This is a genomic window from Selenomonadales bacterium 4137-cl (assembly GCA_032334055.1).
GTDB classification, from domain to species: Bacteria; Bacillota; Negativicutes; order Sporomusales; family UBA7701; genus Anaeroselena; species Anaeroselena agilis.
Genome location: JAUOZS010000001.1, coordinates 751,536 through 768,300, shown reverse-complemented (window position 1 = coordinate 768,300; position 16,765 = coordinate 751,536). Strand labels below are relative to the sequence as shown.

Below are 16,765 nucleotides of genomic sequence, written 5' to 3'. Positions count from 1 at the left end.
TTAGGCCTCCACAATCGATATTTCCACATGCCAGTAGCCCAGCAGCGTCTTCGCGGCTTTAGGCGGAGAAACGAACTGCATGTTCACCGGCTGCCCGGTGTCCTGGTCGATCCAAATAAAAATGTTGGCGTAGTTCGCCAACGCAAAGGCTTTGAACAGCGCGTAATCTGCGTTCGTCATCGCGACCCAGGTGAAGTTCTTGCCCATGACGTTCCGGGTATAGCGAGGGCGGCTAACCATGTAGCCGCCGTCCACCGGCGAGCTGATCCTGTTATCTTGAAAGACATCCTCCTGCGGCCCGGAGGGCGACAGCGACGGCGGCGCGATAGCCGGAAAAAAAGGATAGTCCATATATTAACCCCTCCCGAACAGCAGGTCGCGGGACCCCGCGAGGTTTTTGTTCACGCCGTCGACGAACATCTGCATCAAGGTGGTATGGGTAGCCGGATCGTATTGGGCCTGCTGCGTGACGGTGAGTTGCTGGCCACTGCGGTTAACGACATTCACGTTAATATTGGGGGTGGCCGAGGCACTTGCCGAGTTGGCCATGACCACCGACTCGCCCGCCGTATAAACGTGAGCCGAGTCGCCGAAGTACGCCAGTTCCGGGCCTTCCTCGCCGACGATTGTCCAGCCGGAAACGTCGCCGCCCAGAGCGGCAAAGCCCAGGCCGGAAGCTTCCGACGGGCTCGGGATGGAAGTTAATCCCGCGCCGCCGGTCGTCGCGGTTTTGGCGGCGCCGGCGGCCGGCGTCCCGACCATACCGCCGATCAGTTGCTGCAGCGGACCCAGAATGTATTGCTCCGCCCACATTTTGACGAACATTTTCTCGATGTCTTGAACGACGGACTGGAAAATGTTCCGGAGCGCCGTGGTGGCGGACATTCCCTCTGTGACCATCTTCGTGAAGGTGTCCGTCGTGGTGCTTTTAATATCGTGCCAGGCATCGACGATAATGTCGGCATAGTTGGTTTGTTCATCCCGGATTTCCGTGAAAGCGACTTCCCAGGCCGTCTTTGCATTGGTGGCGGCCATTTGGTGCTGCTGTGAAATCGCATCGGCGAGCTGGCGCTGAATTGCGAGCTGGCGCGCCGCATCGCCGGCCGCGGCTGCATACTGGCCATTTAGATCCGCAATGTACTGATTGAGTCCCTGCTGACGGATGGCGTCTATCTCGGCCTGCGTTTTGCCGGCAATGGCGACTTGCAACTGGGCGCTTTCCAGGGCGTCGCGGTCCTGCTGGAGCAAATTGTCGCCCTTGGCGTAATCCCGCTTTCGGGCGGCCAGCTTTTTCTTGGCCTCGGCGTCTGCGTTCGCCTGGCTTATAGCTTCTTGATCGTTGCCATTCTGAGCGATGGCGTTGATTTCGGCCTGACGTTCCTTCTCGATTCGGGTCAGCGCGATCTGATACTCGGCATCAGCTTCCGCATTCTTATCATTCAGCAACTGAGCGTTCATCAGAGCCGCCTGATCCTTGACATCCTGCCACGCTTCACGCCAAACCCGCTTGACTTTTTCCACCGCGACCTTCTGGTATTGGGTGATTTTCTCAGAGAGGCCCGAGGCGTCGCCGCCGTTCTTGGTGATCTCGGCGACCTGGTTGTTCATGCGCTGGACTTCATCGGCGATGTTCGCCATCCCGGCCTCGTAGGCAATGCTGGTGCTTTGGGCGATCCGTTTATTCAGATCGGCCATGAGCTGGGCCGCCTGCTCGTTGGCCCGCTGGATTTGCGCCAGGTGGTCGTGAACGGAATGGGTCGGGTTTTTCCGGCCGGCCGCCTCAATGGCGGCCATCTGGGCGGCCAGAGTGGGATCAATATTGCTGCCGTCCTGGAGCCAGGGCTTGTTATTTTCCTGTTTCTGTCGCCAGGCGGTGTAGGCGGCATGTTCTTCTTCCTCGGCGTCCGTCATGACAACCCGCTCGGTATGTTCGGGCACCCAATAGCCGCCCATTTCGGTGCCGGGAGCCTCTTCCCAGTGGCCGGCCACGGTGCGGCCGACCAGGTGCTTTCCAGGCCGACTAGGGTCGTCCCAAACCTCCGCCCTGGGGTTGTAGCTCTGAACCTTATGAAGCCCATCCAGATACTCGACCAGGGCTTTTATAGCGAAGCCTGTGGCCACAGCCACGCCGACCCAGCCGCCGGCCAAGGCCCAAAGGCTTGATAGGAAGTTGCCGGCGGCCACTTTGGCCGTCGCCATGGCGCCGACCGTTTGCTCGCCAGCGGCCACCGCAGCGGCGCCCTGTGCAGCCGTCGCGGTTGTCAGCTCCGCCTCGGCTGTTGCGGCCACTCTCGCGGAAGCGGCGCTCATTTCATTAGCAGCAACAGACTCGGCTGCGGCGATTCGGGCTGCTTCGGCCTGAGCCGTAAAGGCGGCGGTCATATCCGCCCGGATTTTCGCGGCCGCGATCGCGCCGGCATTGGCGATCTCGACGCACTTCTCGGAGATAACCGCAGCGGTTTCCTCCGCGCTCAGGCCCGCCTGCTGCGCGGTTCTTACCGCGTCGGCCTGCATCTTGGCATACATTTTATCGCTCGCAGCAACGGCCCGGGCGATAGCTCTTTCCTGTGCAGCGGAAAGTCCATCGGCAGCGGCAGCCTGCGTGGCAGCCGACGCGGCTGCCTGTGCAGCTGCGGTCTGCCATAAGGAGGCGATGGCACTGGCGGCGCCGCCTGCCAGCTGGATGCCTTTATACGCGGCAAGCAGTTCCAGGGCGTCCTTTGTCAGTTCAACGATTTGGGTTTTATTCTCACTCAGGAAGGCAGCCGTCGTCTGCAGGCCAGACATGATCGGTGGAAACACCTCCTGCGCTACCGGCGTTAGGGCGCCGGCAAGCGCCAGCCCGACCTGGCCGGCCTGCATCGACACGACTTCCATATTCAGTTTCAGATCATGCAGTTTTTGAGGGTCGAGGCCGATACCCTGGATTTGGGCGGCTTTTTCGGCAGCCTCGCCGTAGTCTTTTAGCGTTTTGACGAGCGCCATGCCACGCACGCCCAGCGTTTCCATGATGAATTCTTGCTGAAGACCGTTGGCTTCAGCCAGTTTGTAGCCCTTGCTCAGGTTCTCCAACTGCTGGTTCAACGGCAACAGTTTACCGGCACTGTCAGTAAGAGATACACCAAAAAGCGCCAGGGTGGCGCGGGTTTTTTCCCCAGCCTGCCCTGACGCATTAAAATTCTTATCGAGCCGCAGCATGGCGCCCGCGAATGAATCGCCGTCGGCGCCAGTCAGTTTTAGAATCCTGGATAGGTTTGCGGCCTCCTGTGTGCCCACGCCGAGCCGGGTGCTAAGTTGATAAACAGCCTCGCCGGCGTTGACGGCACTATCGACGATGGCGCCCAGGCCGAAGCCGCCGGCGGCAAGTGTGGCCAACCCTGTAAGCTTGCCGATCATGCCGCCGATGCCGTCCGCCGCCCCGCTGATCGCGCCGGTGAAGTTCGTGATGGGGATTGTGGAGAAGGCGGTTTGTACACTGGACTGACTGTCGTCCAGAGTTTTCTTCAGCCCGGAGTTGTCGCCCCCGATTTTGACTAAGAGTTCAGCGATAGTCGACAATCCTCACACCCTTTCCTTTCTTAGGATATCCTTGAACTGCTCGCGCAGATATTCCTCATCGTCGCTGCGTTTTTGCTTGCGCTCGCCCCGGATCGGCTCAAGAAGATCGGCAACGCCGATCGGCTGGGCCAGGTATTTGCCCTCGATGTTCATCAACTGGCAGACGAAGTAGGCGATCATGTTTTCCTGCTGTCTCCGGCGCCAAGAGTAGCCTTCCAGGAGCAAGATGAATTCTTGTGGCTGCAATCGGCCGAACTCCCAAGGTTTCAACTCCAGTTGCCCATAGGCCAAAGGCTCCGCCCATTCAACCCACTCCGCAAAAGACTCGAAGGTTACGCCTTGGGCTCTTCCGCGTTTTTTCTTTCCTGATCCACCTTTCCGAAGATGCCGGTGGCCAGGATGGCCTGCACGATCGGTAGCGCCAGCTCGTCCAGGTTGCCGCCCTTGTCGAGATATTCCTCGATCTTCTCAGCCATGAGCGCCGCTGTCGGCCGCTTATAGTGGTGCTTTAGGCCGACCAGGCAGCCCGCGATGCAGAAGTTAATGCCGGCGTCCTGGCGCCGAACCACGTTTATGATGGAATCGCCCAGCACTTTCTCCAGCTCGGCAAGGCGAACGATGTCGAAGTAAATGGTTTGCCCGGCCTCAAAGTGGTCAAAGGGAATGATCTTTTTCATAATTTCCTCCTTGATTAATAATTATGGATGAAGGGTTTCTTTTTGTGTGAAATTCGGATATACTGAAAGTAAGAAATTCACAAAAACGGAGGGCGTCAAAATGACAGGCCACATTGAGGTACGCAGCCGGAACCAAGTGACCCTGCCCAAATCACTAACCAAGACCCTGGCAATCCGTGAGGGCGACATACTGGAGTACACTATCGAGAACGGCAAAATCATCATCACACCGAAGACCCTTGTTCCTAAGGAGCAAGCATGGTATTGGTCGAAGGAATGGCAGGCCGCTGAGAAGGAAGTGGAACAGGAAATAGCCGAAAAAGGGCACGGCAAAGAATACTCGGCGGGCGAACTCCTGGAGGAAATCAAACGTGCCCAAGATTAGCCGCAGTGACAGGTTCATAAAAGAACTCCAGAAATTGGTCGGCAAGGGTGTTCTCACCATCGAACAGGTCGAAAAGTTCCTACGGCTCATCGAAGAGAATCCACGGCATCCTTCATTACGCATCAAAAAGATTCAGGGGACTGCGGACATTTTTGAGGCTTCGGTGAACATGAGTATCCGTGTGTCTTTCCAATACATCAAGCCTGATACGGTTTATTTGCGGAATATTGGGGAACATGACATGACTCTCAAAAGACCTTAAGGGTAACAACTCCCATCGCCTATAGGCGGTGGGAGTTGTCATATGCCCAGGCTCGCATAGCGCGACCCCGGCCGGCCTTTCTTTATTCCGCCTTAGGAAGGGTCGGTAAGATCGGAGAGCGGGCCTACGCCGTCAATGGTGCCCTTCAGCGTGGCGGCTTGGTTGTATTGGTTGTCGATGGTCAACTCGGAGATGGAACCCCAGCCGGTACGATACTTTCCGTCCGGATAAACGAACTGAATGTTGACCTGCTTGCCGGCGTTGAAAGCGGTTTCCAAGGCGGTAATGCCCGCGTCCTGGAGCAGCACCAGGCCGTCCAGAGAGATGGACCAGGACAGAAGCCCGATCAGCGAAGCTTTCCAGCCGCCGGTGGTCTTGTCAGAGGCGTCGATGGTGTCGCCTTTCCGGGTCAGAGTGCCTGCCCGCTGTCCGCCGATGAGCGTCCAGATCGGAACCGTAGCGGTGCCGGTGTTGATATAAAGCAGATAATCCTTGCCGACCGTAGCCTGGGCCGGTGACGGATTAGTCGGTAGATTCACGGACATGTTATCAGCCTCCAGTGTTTTGAATGGTTATGACGACGGTGAGAACGCCGTGATAGCCGAACTCTTCCTCGGCAAACGCCTCGAAGAAATCGACGTCCTGGCTGATGACAAAAAAGCCAGGCGCCTCGATCGAGGCCGACGAAACCACCGTGGCAATGTCGTTGGCGACCGCGTTGATCTCCGCCTTGCCGTTGTAATCCGACCAGATGTGTATCTGGAGCGACGACTCCCAGATATCCGATGTTTTGTCAGGCAGCCGCTTGCAGGTGAAAGCGCCGATCGTGATATACGGGAGAACGGCATTCTCCGGGACGTCGTCATATACCGGCGTTGTCTGCCCGGCAGACAATAAGCTAAACAGCCCTGTCTGCAGGGCTGTCATGGGTATGCGCCGCATGATAATCATGGTTTGATCGCCGCCTCAGCCGACCTGACCAGGTTCGGTTTTTCGTCCTCGAATGCAGGTCGCATAAAAGGAAATTCCCTCCGAGCCGGAATGTTCGCGGCAGCGGCAAAACCGCTTCCTGTCAATGCACTGCTGTGCAGGGCCCTCTTGTTTTTTGGCCGCTCTTTCGCGGTCCTGGCGCCGTACTCCACCAGGTGGGCGTGCGAAGATTTTGCCCGGACAATGCCGATGTTTCGAATGCCGTCGTAGGACATGGAAATGCCTTTTACCAACCCTCCGGACTTCACCTTCGCCCGCCGTTTAGCGCCCAGCATGATGTTCGACGTTGAGGTTTGAACTGCCGAACGCAGTTTTGCCTGGGTCTGTGCGTCGTAAGTTTTGAAAGCTCCGAGGGACCGTTGGAGATCGTTGATGCCCAGATTTACCGTGAAAACAGCCATCTCAGTACACAACCTCCCGGCAAACAATCACTGTGGTTTCCCGATCGATGTCATAGGTGTGCAGCACGTCGTAGGTTCGTCCGTCATTCTGGACACGCCAGCCGCGTTTGATGTCCGTCCGACGCCGGATGGACATCAGCCTGACCAAATCGCCGACGACCGTACCGACGGCTGGAATCTCTTTGACGTTTGGATTCCGGAACTCCGCCCACACCTTACCGACAGGTTGGTAAGTCGTTTTCGAGCCGCCCATTCCGTCCGGAGTTTTAACAGGCTGAAGCAGGGTAATCCGCCATTTCATCCGGCCGATAATCATGGCGACACCGGCGAAACTGGCGGATTGTCCGGGTCACCGGCGGGAAGGTCCGCATAATCCGTGCAAAGTGAAATGTGGCTTATGAGCGCATCAATGGTGTGGTCCACTTTGGCGTCACGGCCGACAACCGTGTCGTCCCGATTTTCATACCAATGCGCGCAGAGGTACTTGATCGCCATCTTCCAAACGCCGTCGGTCGGGTCGTAGACCTTGCCGGTCATGCGCTGCAAATACCCGATGGCGCCTTCCATAAGGTCCTGGATGAGCGCGTCCTCGTCATTGCTGTCGACCCGAATGTAGAGCTTGACGTCGTCAAGCAAGAGAGCCGTGGCCATGATTAGTCACCAGCCTTGGCTTTTGCCTGGGCCTCGGCGGGAACTTCCAGCGCCGGATCGGACTCAATATCGAAGTCCTTCAAGACTTTGAGATTCTCCCGGACCGTGGCCAGAGTTTCCGCATCGGTCGGTGAATAACCCCGCGCAAGAATATCGGTGATGATTTTGTGGTTCAGCTCGGCAAAGACCGCTGCCACACGGTCAATTTTTCTCATCTGTGTTTCACCGCCTTGAAAAAGTAGAGGCGGACTATGCCGCCCCGTCATTACTTAACCAGAGTGACCAGGGAATTGGGGTCGACGACTTTGCCGTCGGCGATCATAACCGCCCTGGTAACCCAGTCGTCGCCAACCCAGATCTCCTGATAGCGCTGGACGTTGATATTGTAGTTGGTGTTCAGCACATAGTCGCTGAAATCAAACAAAAACGCCCACACGGTGCCGGCGGTCAGGCTGGTGGAGAAGGCCGGAAGGTAGTTGCACAGCACAACCTCGCGACCGAGCAGAGTACGGGGAGTTTTGCCGGGAATACCTTCGTTCACGCGGGCGATCGGCTGACCGGCGGTATCGGTTTCACCCAGCATGGCGTTCCAGGTCTGCTTAGTCATGCACCATTTCGCGGTTGCCTCGTAGGCGATATCCAAAGCGCCTTCGGCGGCGATAAAGGACTTCCGCGAAGGGGTGCCGGTAATTACCTGGCCGGCGTTGACCGGTGTGCCGGCCGAAATAATCCCGGTAGGTTGGCCGCTGCCGGAGCCGGAAATGATCGCCTGCTCCAGCGCAATGACCATGGCCTGGGAAACATTGTTGATCAGAATGGCCTCGAACGCGGGCACGGCCATGGTATCAACTTCCAGGCTGACGGCAACGGCACAGCGCAGTTTATAGTAACCGAAAATGATGGAGCCGGTGGTCTTGGCCTGCTTGCTGCTGCCCTGACCTTCGGACACCCAGGTAGCTACCGGCTTGACGTTGGAATTCGGAATGGCCACGCCGCCCCGGTAGTTGGTTTGGGTGATGATCGGCAGAATCATGCCGCTGGCCAGCATTTTGTCCACAACTGTATTGAGGACATTCTCCGGAATCGGAGCACCAGTGGTCATGGTGGTGGCGTCGGCCCGGAACTCCTGCGGAAGCGGAGTGCCGCGCAGAACATAGTTCATAAAGGCGGTTCTATACTCCATGGAAGTAGTGTCAAAGCCGGAGCGCTGCTGTTCTTCTTCCGGGGCGACTTTGGCGCCCGGAGGCAGGATAATTCTGCCGCGAACATCGCCGGTATTCAGTTTGCTGGCGATGTCCAGCCGCTTTTGAATGCCGCGTTCCTCTTGCTCCAGGGCCTCCAGTTCGGCCTGGATGGCATCCAGGTCGCACTCGTCGCCGGTTTGAAGCAGATTGCGGATTTCAGTTTTACGGGCGAGAATCTCTTTCATTCTCTTGTCCATATTGAGTGCTTACCTCCAAGTTGCGATTTTGTTATCGAATCGGATCGAATCCGCCACGCCCTGTCCAGCGCGCCCGCTAGGCTATCCAGCTTCGCGGTTTAAGGCATTAAAAAAGCAGCCATCCGGCCGCAGTTTTACAAATAGGTTTTTATAATCAACAATTTCCGGCGAAGGTCCATGTTCATGTCCTCGTCTTCGTTATTGCAATTGCCCGTACTCCTGAGTTCGTCAGGTTCGACCTTGGCGTCCCGAAGGTGTGCGGCCAGGTGTTCATAGACTCCCTGACGGTCCTCGTCGGGGATTTTCGAACCGCCCATACTGCCGTTCAGGACCGCGATGCCGGTCTGACAGCCTTTGATGTTGGCCGGACCGATGGCGCCGCCGTCCGAAACATCATGGTGAATGAATTTATAGGAACCCTTGGCGTCCGGATTCGCATCCTGGTCTACCCAGGCGAATGCCTGCCGGTAATAATCAGCTTTCACGTCCGGGCCGGCTTTGAGGTTCGCCCGCATTTTCGCCCCATCCCATGGTTCATCCACGGTCCCGGTTTTCACATACGGAATGGCGCGGTGGCTCTCGAAATACTTCTGGAATAGCAGCTTCTTTTTTTCAGCCGCCTGTTGTTCCTTTTCCAGCAGTTCGTCCGCGGCTTTCCGACCCTCGCAATACGACCGGGCCGAGAGTGTTGTCTGTTCGTACGCCGGCGCGTCCACTGCCGAAACGTCGCCGATGGCGGCAAACTTATTGATCCGCCGGGTGGAAGTGTTCCGGTCGTATTCGTCGTCCGCCACATAAAAAGCAAACGACATCTTGTTGATGTCGCCCCGTTGGATTAATGTATATAGGTCTTTGCCGGCCGTGGTCGGCGCCAGGATGGCGCTTACCCGGAGACCGTAATCATCAGGTGTCAGCGTCAGCGTTTTATTCCGGGACCGGGCCATAATCATCAGGGAATCGCTGTGGTTGTACTTGAACGGAACATCCGACAAGTCCACCCCGTCCAGCGCCCCGCGTGAAATAATCTCTTTATATTCCTTGCCGGTATCCGGGTCGGTCCACAGGATCGTCGGCTGCTCAAAGACGATCGCATAACCGTCGACAATCATGTCCTGCTGTTCCTCAGTCTGCGGAATCGCCCGCATCTCCGCCAGGCGCATCTCCTTCTTGCGTTTTTCCCCCATTCGTATCGCCTCCTGTGTCTTTATCCTGGTTTGCTGCAGGTGCCGGCGCTCCCGTTTGGTAGGTGTCGGCCAGCCTGGCGTTGACGTAGTTCAAAGAAAAAATCCTTCGGTCGCCGTCTTCCACCGGCGGCATGCTGAACATTTCGAGAGCATCGTTGATAGAAAAGATGCCCATCGGCATCAGGTACTGCAATAGATTGATTTTAGTGGTGTTGCTGGCGTACTGGAGCCGGTTGGCCTCAAAAATGATCTCGTTGCCGAACCCCTTCTCCCGGTCGGTGAAGCACTTCTCCGTAAATTCCAGCGAAAGCTGGACGGCGATCGGCTCCAGGACGCTCTCATAAAAGGCGTTCCATTGGTCTTCGGTATAATCGGCCTTGATGATGTTCTCGTTTACCCCGAAATACCTGTAGGCATTGTCGCGAATCACGGCCATCTGCTTGTCGTCCACCATTTTGCCGTTCATTTCGACCGGCGTAAAGTCGGCCTTGGCGTCTATGGCGCCGATGCCGCCGTCATTGTTGATCGACAGGTAGTCGGCGACGAACTTGTCCCGCTGGGCCTTCAAATCTTCCGGCCGGAGCGTTTGCGTAAACTTCAAAAATCCTCTCAGCCGGGCGCTGGATTTTATCGCGTTGATGATCCCCTCGTTGACCGTCTGGATCAGCGAAAGGGTCGGCTTGAAAGGTCTTTGGTTGCTCTCCCCGAAGATGTCATCAGAGTTGAAATGGCGCCTGAGATGGATCAGATCAGTATATGGCACCGTCATCCTAAAGCCCGTCAAAAAATAAAACCGGCAGAATAACTCCCCTTCATACTCCACGAACTCAATCGAGGAATACGACAGCGGGTATAGGCCGGTTATTTTACCTATTGCATCCGTTTGAATGTAGACGAACGAGTTGTTGTTGGTGTAGAGCTGGCTAACCACTTTGTAAATGAAGTCGTAAGACGACATATAGGGGTTAGGCCGGATCTCCAGAAGCCATTGCAGATCGTCCGATACCTGCAGGACCTGGCCGCTCACGCGCCTGATGTGTTTAGGCTTCAGCTTCGCCGCGTTTCTGGCAATGGCGTCAATACAGGTCCGGACAACATCATTATCGTAAAAATTGCCGTTGACGGACGAAAAGAGCGGCGAAAAGTCATTCAAGAATCTGTATTGGGTCACATTCGTGGGCGGCTGCTTTTTCCCAAAAACAGCGTTGAACATATTCCTCAATTGCATTCCCGATTCATCACCGCCTCACTAAATTCCCCTGGCCGTCGAATTTGACGTCGTTCCGGACGGGAAGGTTGTCGGAGTGGGTTTGGTTGTGACACCGAACGCATAAATACTCAAGATGATCCCAGTTAAGCGTGATATTGGGGTCGTTTATATTTTCAGGGCAGAGGCTAATCTTATGGTGTAAAATTCCGCTTGTTCCAACCGCCTCTTTACAAAGCTCGCAGCAATAAAACACCGACGCGATGTAGGCCGCGCGACATTTCAGCCAGGCTGCCGACCGATAAAAAGCCCTAGAGAACTCCTGTGCCACAGAAGTCCTCCAGGACCGGTTGCGCAGCCCCCAGGATATCCGGGTCAATATTCACTGCGGCAGCTTCTATAATGTTATAGACCAGCACCTCTTCCGGAGTACCGGCCCCGGTGCGCGCGACATATGCCGAGATCCGGCCATACGAAAAAGAGATGTGCCTGGCCCAACGGTTGATCAGTTCATCACACATAAACATCACCTCAAATCAGATTGCTGTATTCGTCCATCTTGTCGTGCAGCACAATATAGGCATCGATAAGTGCCATGGCGCCGTCGATTCTTTTGCGGTTGTCCTTGCCTTTCACCGGCTGGATGTTTCCGTTTATGTCGGTCCTGATTTCCAGGTTCGAAAGATTCCACATATCGATGGGATTTTTATTAAACACTATCTTTTTAGCCGCCAGGTCGCCCTTAAGCGACTTCATCGGATAGGACAAGGTCTGCACGCCCTGCCGGATTTTGATCATGCTTTCCCGCCCGAACTCGGCTATGAATTCATTCAGGAGCGCATCCTCAATGTGCCACGGGTCGTAGCCAATCCACGGAACGTAGACGTCATCCTTGTCCCGCAGTTCCATAAACCATTCCAGAATACAATGCTTGTCGATTTTATTGCCCGGCGTCGTCCGGAGCAGGCCCTGCTTTTCCCAGAGCAGGTAGGGGACGTTGTCGCGTTCGCGCCGGTTTCCGTCCGCATCCATTTGGCGGAGGACTTCTTCCGGAATCCAGTACATTGATTTCACATAGATCTTGTTGTCGCCGGGCCGCATGCACAAAACCTTGGCCGCCGTCAGGTCGGTCGTCTCGGAAGCGTCGAATCCGCCAACACCGTAACGGAATCCCATGCCGCGAAAATCGAACTCTTCCTGGCTGTCGATCTCATCCCAGGTCAGCCATGCCGAGGAGGAGTTCTCCTTCATGTTGAAGTCCTTAACCATGACCGTGGGCTTGAATGCAGGATCATTTTTCGCCTTGGCAACACACTCGCGAAGAAACTGAATGGACTTGATGGTGCCCAGTCCCGGATTGGCCTTGATCCAGCATTCCTCTTTATCCCATTCATCCTTGCTGTCAAGCTCGTAGATGAACGGCAGAAACCGGTCATCCTCAACCTTCCCGTCAAGGACATTGCAGGCGTAGTCATACTGGGCATCAAAAATGCCGTCCCGGACAAAGCCGTTGGTCGTTATGCAAAAAAGCAGCGGCTGCTGGCGGGCCGACATGGACTGCTTCATAAGGTCGTAAATGTCGCGGTTCTTGATGGCCGACAGTTCGTCGATCGTGACGCCGTGGGCGTTCAGGCCGTCCAGGCTGTTCGAGTTGCTGGCCAGGGGCTTGATGATCCCCATGTTGTGGGGAAAATAAAGGTCGCTGATGCGCTTGCGGATATGCTTCCGCAGCATGGGCGACTGTTTTACCATTTTATAGGAGTATTCAAAACCGATCTTGGCCTGGTCCAGCATGGTGGCGATGTTGTAGATTTCCGGAGCGCCTTCGCCGTCGGCCATCAATAGGTATAGGTTGACGGCCGCGCATTCCGATGATTTACCGTTTTTCCGTCCCTCAATCGTCAGGCATTCGTTATATTGACGGAACCGGGTTTCTTTATGGACAAAGCCGAAGATGGCCTGAAGCTTTGCCTTCTGGAACAGTTCCAGCTTGATCGGCGTTCCCATCTTCCCCTGGGCCTGCTTGCAAAAGGTTTCGATAAAGTCGATCGGCTTCTCGGTCAGCTTTTCATTAAAAACCCAGGGATCGTATTTTTCCGGCTGGAGCAGCTTGTCCAGCAGCAGCCTATAGACCTGTTTGATTCGGTGGCAGGCGACGATTTCACCTGACAAAACCTTTCTTGCATATTCCTCCAAGTAGGTCATAGGCGACCACCTTTAATGTTTACGCAAGAACGCGAGCAGTTCGTCCTCTTCCTCTTTATCGCCATGCCGGAGCGTGGTGATGATTTTAACCAGCGTGGCCACCGTCCGGTTCGAGCTGTCAACCGTTTTGTTATAGTCGGCGATGGCCGGGTGACTATAGACGTTTTCACGGCCTTTCACATACTCCTTAGTCACCAGCACGCCATCCTCGTTGATCGTTTTTTCCAGTTCGTTCAGAATCTTAAGCTGCACCTGATAACGCTTAAACGTGGTTATGAAAAAGAAATTCTGCTCGACGCCGCGTTTCTCGGCAATACGCAGAATCTCAGCCGCCTGCTCGTTTAAATTTAATCTTTTTTGTTGCATTTCTTCACGCCGCCTTTTTTCCCGGCAATACAAAGCAACACTAGGAAGCCGTTCGGCTTCCTAGTGTTGCTTTGTATTACTTAGCATTTTATCGTTAACCAGCCTGCTTCAATTCCTTCTTCGATCTCTTCTGCTGTGTAAACCAGAACCTCGGTGTTTTTAGCGTCTTGAGGGGCCAGTACATACCCGTCAACCCCGAGACCGCAATACATTTTGCCGACCAGCATGTATGTCTCGTCGTTAGCCCCAAAAATCGTTCCCTTGGCGTACTTCATCCCGCCACCTCCCCTATGGAGCTCTTCGTCCGCCGCAGCTTACGCTTTTTGACTGCTTCCTCGGCTTGTTCAACCGTTTTGAAGGACCCATTGCCGGATAACCTGTCCAAAAACAGTTTCCTGGCAACGCGGTATTCGTCGCCAATAAAGCCCAGCCTCAGCAGCCAGACGCGAAAATGGTACTTTTCATTATCCGGCTCCATCTCGTGTGGCGAGGAATGTTTCTGGGCCATTGCCATTTTATTCACCGCAAAGACAAACTGGATATATGCCTGAATAGCCTCCGGATTCAGCGTGGCGGCGAAACAGCGTAAGGCGATGGTGTCCTTGGTAATCACAAAGCCCGGCAAGGCTTCACTTCCTGCCGCTTCAAGAAAATCCTCGACGGTTTTCAACCGCACCGTATTAACCGCCTCGACCATTTCCCGCGTGATAAAGACCATGCCGGGAGTACCCATCGCTTTGGCGATTAGTCGCTCCTTGCTTGCCAGGATATTGACGAGGTTACGGAGTGTCACGCCGCTGTGGCCCTCCGTGGGTATGTTAACCGCCGCCTGGCCTACAACCGTCACGCCGTTCTCTTCGAGTGCTTTGAGCACTGCAAACATTTCCGTCACATGATCTTCTTCCGCGCCTTGAGTAATAATCATTCCGGCTTTGTCGACAAGCCATTCACGACCCGTTGGTTCTGCTATCAGATACTCGAACCCCGGCGCGCCCTTGTAGGCAGCTTGGGCACCAAAGTGGCCGGCGATAATTCCGGCAACCTCTTTTCTTTCCCGTCCGGCAACCTGCATTTGAAACTTAAAACTGTGTTTTTTCATGTAAAATCCCTCCTTGTGCGTTTGTCAGTGACATGTTAGATCGACACGCACGCAGAAAGCAAGTCAATTGTGTGCTTCAGGAAGAGTTTTTGCGATTGCATAGGCGACGTTCACCGTCACCGCGTTTCCAGCCTGCTTGCGAAGCTGCGATTCCGGATTTACGGTCCGCGCCTTTTCGAACAATTCATCCGGGAAGCCCTGCAGCCGCCAGCATTCTTTGGGCGTAAGCCGCCTTATTCTGAAATCCGGATTCGCTATCGCCACACCGTGGGTATCCTGCCCGGTAAGAGTGAACATCGGTTCGTCCGGATTTTTAAACAGTCTCCCGTTTTGGCGTTTTCCAGGCCGGTTAATGCCTATAACCGGCCTGACCAAATACAGTCCCGCCCCTTTGTCAAGGCCGCCGCCGGCATTCGTCACAGTAGCGCTTACCCCGCTTGGGTCATAGACCCGGTATCCTTGCATTCCGGCGACAATTTGCTTAAGAGCATTGCCGTTCTCTCCGGCGACAGGTAGTATTTCTCGTCGACCTCGGCTTCTAAGATTTGCGATAATGAACACACGTTCTCTGCTTTGGGGGACTCCAAAGTCTTTAGAATTAAGAACCTGCCAGATTGCATCATACCCCGCCTCGTCCAGTTCAGCGAGAACTTCGGCAAAGTCCCGGCCGTCATGAATGTGCAGCAAATTTTTAACGTTTTCAATGAGAAGGTATGTGGGCTTATCCTCTTCGTCTTTGCCTTTGACGAGGTTAATAATCGAATAATAGATTCCACTTCGTTCACCGGCGAGGCCTCTTCGGTTCGCATTTGCACAACTGACGTCCTGGCAGGGGAAGCCAAAGCACCAGATATCCGCACGGGGGATGTCTCCCGGTTTGAGTTTTGTAACGTCATCGCCGTACCACTCCCCTTCAGTGTTGTACATCGCCCGGTAGGACCGCACGGCGGCCTTGTCGTTATCACAGTAACCGACGCATTTATGACCGGCGAGTTCAAGCCCCAGCCGGAAGCCGCCGATGCCGGAACAAAGATCGAGGACCGTCATCATGCCGCTGAGTTCTCCTCAGCAACATCCGCATGGCTCTTCTTTACCCCGTCCCGCAGTAAAAACACGCCTCTGTCGTCGCCGGCCTGGGCTATATATCGGGCGACAATCACATCACAGTATTTCGGGTCGAGTTCCGAGGTGTAACAGACGCGCCCGGTCTGTTCGGCGGCGATTAGCGTGGAACCGGAACCGCCAAAGAAGTCAATCACGATATCCCCGGCCCGGCTGCTGTTCTGAATAGCCCGAGCTACCAAGGATATCGGCTTCATGGTCGGATGCTCGTCGCTTCGTTTCGGCCGGGTAATTTCCCACACATCGCTTTGCTTTCTGTCCTCCAATGGGCAAAGCCGTGTTCCTTCCACCCAGCCGTACCAAATCGGTTCATATTGAGTATGATAGTCCTTGCGGGAAAGCACCAGCGAGTCTTTTACCCAAATTATTGTTGACGACCAGTGATAACCGGCTTCGTGCATAACCGACATGAGATTTCCCCATTCCTGGGCGCTCATTGCGACATAAGTCATACACCCAGCTTCGCTGACGGCCCGCATATTACGAAAAGACGCCAGCAAAAAGTCGTGAAACTTTTCTGGCGTCATACTGTCGTTCAATATTTGCCTCGGTTTCCAGGAGGGGTGTTTGCTCGCGCCATAATCCACGTTCCAAGGCGGATCGGTCCAAATCATGGAAGCCCGCTTGCCGTCCATGAGGCGCCGGACGTCTTCCGCCCTGGTGGCGTCGCCGCAGAGAAGGCGATGCCGGCCGAGCAGCCATAGATCGCCGGGCTTGCTGACCGGCTCTTTACTATTCTCAACAGCTTTGGCAACGTCAAAATCATCTTCCGACGCTTCGCTTTCGCTTTCATCTTCTTCCAAGTGAAACTGTGCTAATTCGTCCAGACTAAAGCCAATCGAATCCAGCTCAAAGCCGTCGGTGTTCAGTTCAAACAAAATATCCTGGAGAAGCGGCATGTCCCACTCGCCGCTTATTTTGTTGAGCGCCACATTCAATGCTTTCTCGTTTTTTTCGTCCAGATCGACAACGCTGACATCCACTGTCGTGTTTCCGAGTTCAGCCAATACCTTGAGTCGCTGGTGGCCGCCAATCACCACGTTATTCCTGCAGTTGACAATGATGGGGTCCACATAACCGAAGGCGAGGATGGACTTTTTGAGCTGTTCGTATTCCACATCGCCAGGTTTTAAATCCTTGCGCGGGTTATATTTTGCCGGCTTTAAGTCGGTAATCTTCATGTTTTTAATTTTCATTCGCCTTTCCCCTTTCCAAAA

22 protein-coding genes are annotated in these 16,765 nt (G+C 54.9%); 2 read left to right on the top strand and 20 right to left on the bottom strand.

Going from position 1 to position 16,765, the window contains the following annotated elements:
• The 4 genes from Q4T40_04005 to Q4T40_03990 form a co-directional block, all read right to left on the bottom strand.
• Positions 1-351 carry a hypothetical protein gene (locus Q4T40_04005; protein MDT8900405.1) on the bottom strand — a complete coding sequence of 117 codons (351 nt, stop codon included), beginning with the start codon at positions 349-351 and terminating at the stop codon, positions 1-3.
• A gap of 3 nt (positions 352-354) precedes the next feature.
• Entirely contained in the window at positions 355-3,558 is a 3,204-nt protein-coding gene (locus Q4T40_04000; protein MDT8900404.1) for a hypothetical protein, read from the bottom strand.
• 3 nt (positions 3,559-3,561) lie between these two features.
• Positions 3,562-3,804: a hypothetical protein gene (locus tag Q4T40_03995; protein MDT8900403.1), complete on the bottom strand. Its 243-nt coding sequence runs from the start codon at positions 3,802-3,804 to the stop codon at positions 3,562-3,564.
• Positions 3,805-3,890: 86 nt separating this feature from the next.
• Positions 3,891-4,235, bottom strand: a complete 345-nt coding sequence (locus tag Q4T40_03990; protein MDT8900402.1) for a hypothetical protein — start codon at positions 4,233-4,235, stop codon at positions 3,891-3,893.
• 100 nt (positions 4,236-4,335) lie between these two features.
• On the opposite strand from Q4T40_03990, the gene Q4T40_03985 reads away from it, so the two are divergent.
• Complete coding sequence (locus tag Q4T40_03985) at positions 4,336-4,620, top strand: AbrB/MazE/SpoVT family DNA-binding domain-containing protein (GenBank protein ID MDT8900401.1); 285 nt, start codon at positions 4,336-4,338, stop codon at positions 4,618-4,620.
• Positions 4,607-4,882 (top strand): cytotoxin, encoded by a 276-nt coding sequence (locus Q4T40_03980; protein ID MDT8900400.1) that lies wholly within the window; start codon positions 4,607-4,609, stop codon positions 4,880-4,882. Before Q4T40_03985 ends, Q4T40_03980 begins: the two co-directional genes overlap by 14 nt.
• Positions 4,883-4,974: 92 nt before the next feature.
• Here the strand turns inward: Q4T40_03980 and Q4T40_03975 are convergent, their stop codons facing one another.
• The 16 genes from Q4T40_03975 to Q4T40_03900 all read right to left on the bottom strand — a co-directional run bounded on the left by Q4T40_03975 (position 4,975) and on the right by Q4T40_03900 (position 16,744).
• Positions 4,975-5,427 (bottom strand): phage tail tube protein, encoded by a 453-nt coding sequence (locus Q4T40_03975; protein ID MDT8900399.1) that lies wholly within the window; start codon positions 5,425-5,427, stop codon positions 4,975-4,977.
• 4 nt (positions 5,428-5,431) lie between these two features.
• Positions 5,432-5,833, bottom strand: coding sequence for a DUF3168 domain-containing protein (locus Q4T40_03970; protein ID MDT8900398.1), 402 nt, complete (start codon positions 5,831-5,833; stop codon positions 5,432-5,434).
• Entirely contained in the window at positions 5,830-6,273 is a 444-nt protein-coding gene (locus Q4T40_03965; GenBank protein MDT8900397.1) for a hypothetical protein, read from the bottom strand. The genes Q4T40_03970 and Q4T40_03965 overlap by 4 nt, the downstream gene beginning before the upstream one ends.
• A 1-nt stretch (position 6,274) precedes the next feature.
• The gene (locus Q4T40_03960; protein ID MDT8900396.1) at positions 6,275-6,589 is read right to left on the bottom strand and encodes a phage head closure protein; all 315 of its coding nucleotides are present in this window, start codon (positions 6,587-6,589) and stop codon (positions 6,275-6,277) included.
• On the bottom strand, positions 6,586-6,924 hold the full coding sequence (locus Q4T40_03955) for a head-tail connector protein (protein ID MDT8900395.1): 339 nt from the start codon (positions 6,922-6,924) through the stop codon (positions 6,586-6,588). Before Q4T40_03955 ends, Q4T40_03960 begins: the two co-directional genes overlap by 4 nt.
• Positions 6,925-6,926: 2 nt before the next feature.
• The gene (locus Q4T40_03950) at positions 6,927-7,139 is read right to left on the bottom strand and encodes a hypothetical protein (GenBank protein MDT8900394.1); all 213 of its coding nucleotides are present in this window, start codon (positions 7,137-7,139) and stop codon (positions 6,927-6,929) included.
• Positions 7,140-7,189: 50 nt separating this feature from the next.
• Complete coding sequence (locus Q4T40_03945) at positions 7,190-8,365, bottom strand: phage major capsid protein (GenBank protein MDT8900393.1); 1,176 nt, start codon at positions 8,363-8,365, stop codon at positions 7,190-7,192.
• Positions 8,366-8,499: 134 nt separating this feature from the next.
• Positions 8,500-9,549: an HK97 family phage prohead protease gene (locus tag Q4T40_03940; protein MDT8900392.1), complete on the bottom strand. Its 1,050-nt coding sequence runs from the start codon at positions 9,547-9,549 to the stop codon at positions 8,500-8,502.
• Positions 9,488-10,777, bottom strand: coding sequence for a phage portal protein (locus tag Q4T40_03935; GenBank protein MDT8900391.1), 1,290 nt, complete (start codon positions 10,775-10,777; stop codon positions 9,488-9,490). The genes Q4T40_03940 and Q4T40_03935 overlap by 62 nt, the downstream gene beginning before the upstream one ends.
• Positions 10,778-11,067: 290 nt before the next feature.
• Positions 11,068-11,277: a hypothetical protein gene (locus Q4T40_03930; protein MDT8900390.1), complete on the bottom strand. Its 210-nt coding sequence runs from the start codon at positions 11,275-11,277 to the stop codon at positions 11,068-11,070.
• Positions 11,278-11,287: 10 nt separating this feature from the next.
• Positions 11,288-12,961 carry a terminase large subunit gene (locus Q4T40_03925; protein MDT8900389.1) on the bottom strand — a complete coding sequence of 558 codons (1,674 nt, stop codon included), beginning with the start codon at positions 12,959-12,961 and terminating at the stop codon, positions 11,288-11,290.
• Between the two features lie 12 nt (positions 12,962-12,973).
• Positions 12,974-13,327, bottom strand: coding sequence for a hypothetical protein (locus Q4T40_03920; GenBank protein MDT8900388.1), 354 nt, complete (start codon positions 13,325-13,327; stop codon positions 12,974-12,976).
• An 80-nt stretch (positions 13,328-13,407) separates the two neighbouring features.
• Complete coding sequence (locus tag Q4T40_03915; protein ID MDT8900387.1) at positions 13,408-13,602, bottom strand: hypothetical protein; 195 nt, start codon at positions 13,600-13,602, stop codon at positions 13,408-13,410.
• Positions 13,599-14,426 carry a hypothetical protein gene (locus Q4T40_03910; protein MDT8900386.1) on the bottom strand — a complete coding sequence of 276 codons (828 nt, stop codon included), beginning with the start codon at positions 14,424-14,426 and terminating at the stop codon, positions 13,599-13,601. The genes Q4T40_03915 and Q4T40_03910 overlap by 4 nt, the downstream gene beginning before the upstream one ends.
• A gap of 63 nt (positions 14,427-14,489) precedes the next feature.
• Complete coding sequence (locus Q4T40_03905) at positions 14,490-15,476, bottom strand: DNA cytosine methyltransferase (protein MDT8900385.1); 987 nt, start codon at positions 15,474-15,476, stop codon at positions 14,490-14,492.
• Entirely contained in the window at positions 15,473-16,744 is a 1,272-nt protein-coding gene (locus Q4T40_03900; protein ID MDT8900384.1) for a site-specific DNA-methyltransferase, read from the bottom strand. Before Q4T40_03900 ends, Q4T40_03905 begins: the two co-directional genes overlap by 4 nt.
• Positions 16,745-16,765 lie beyond the last annotated feature (21 nt).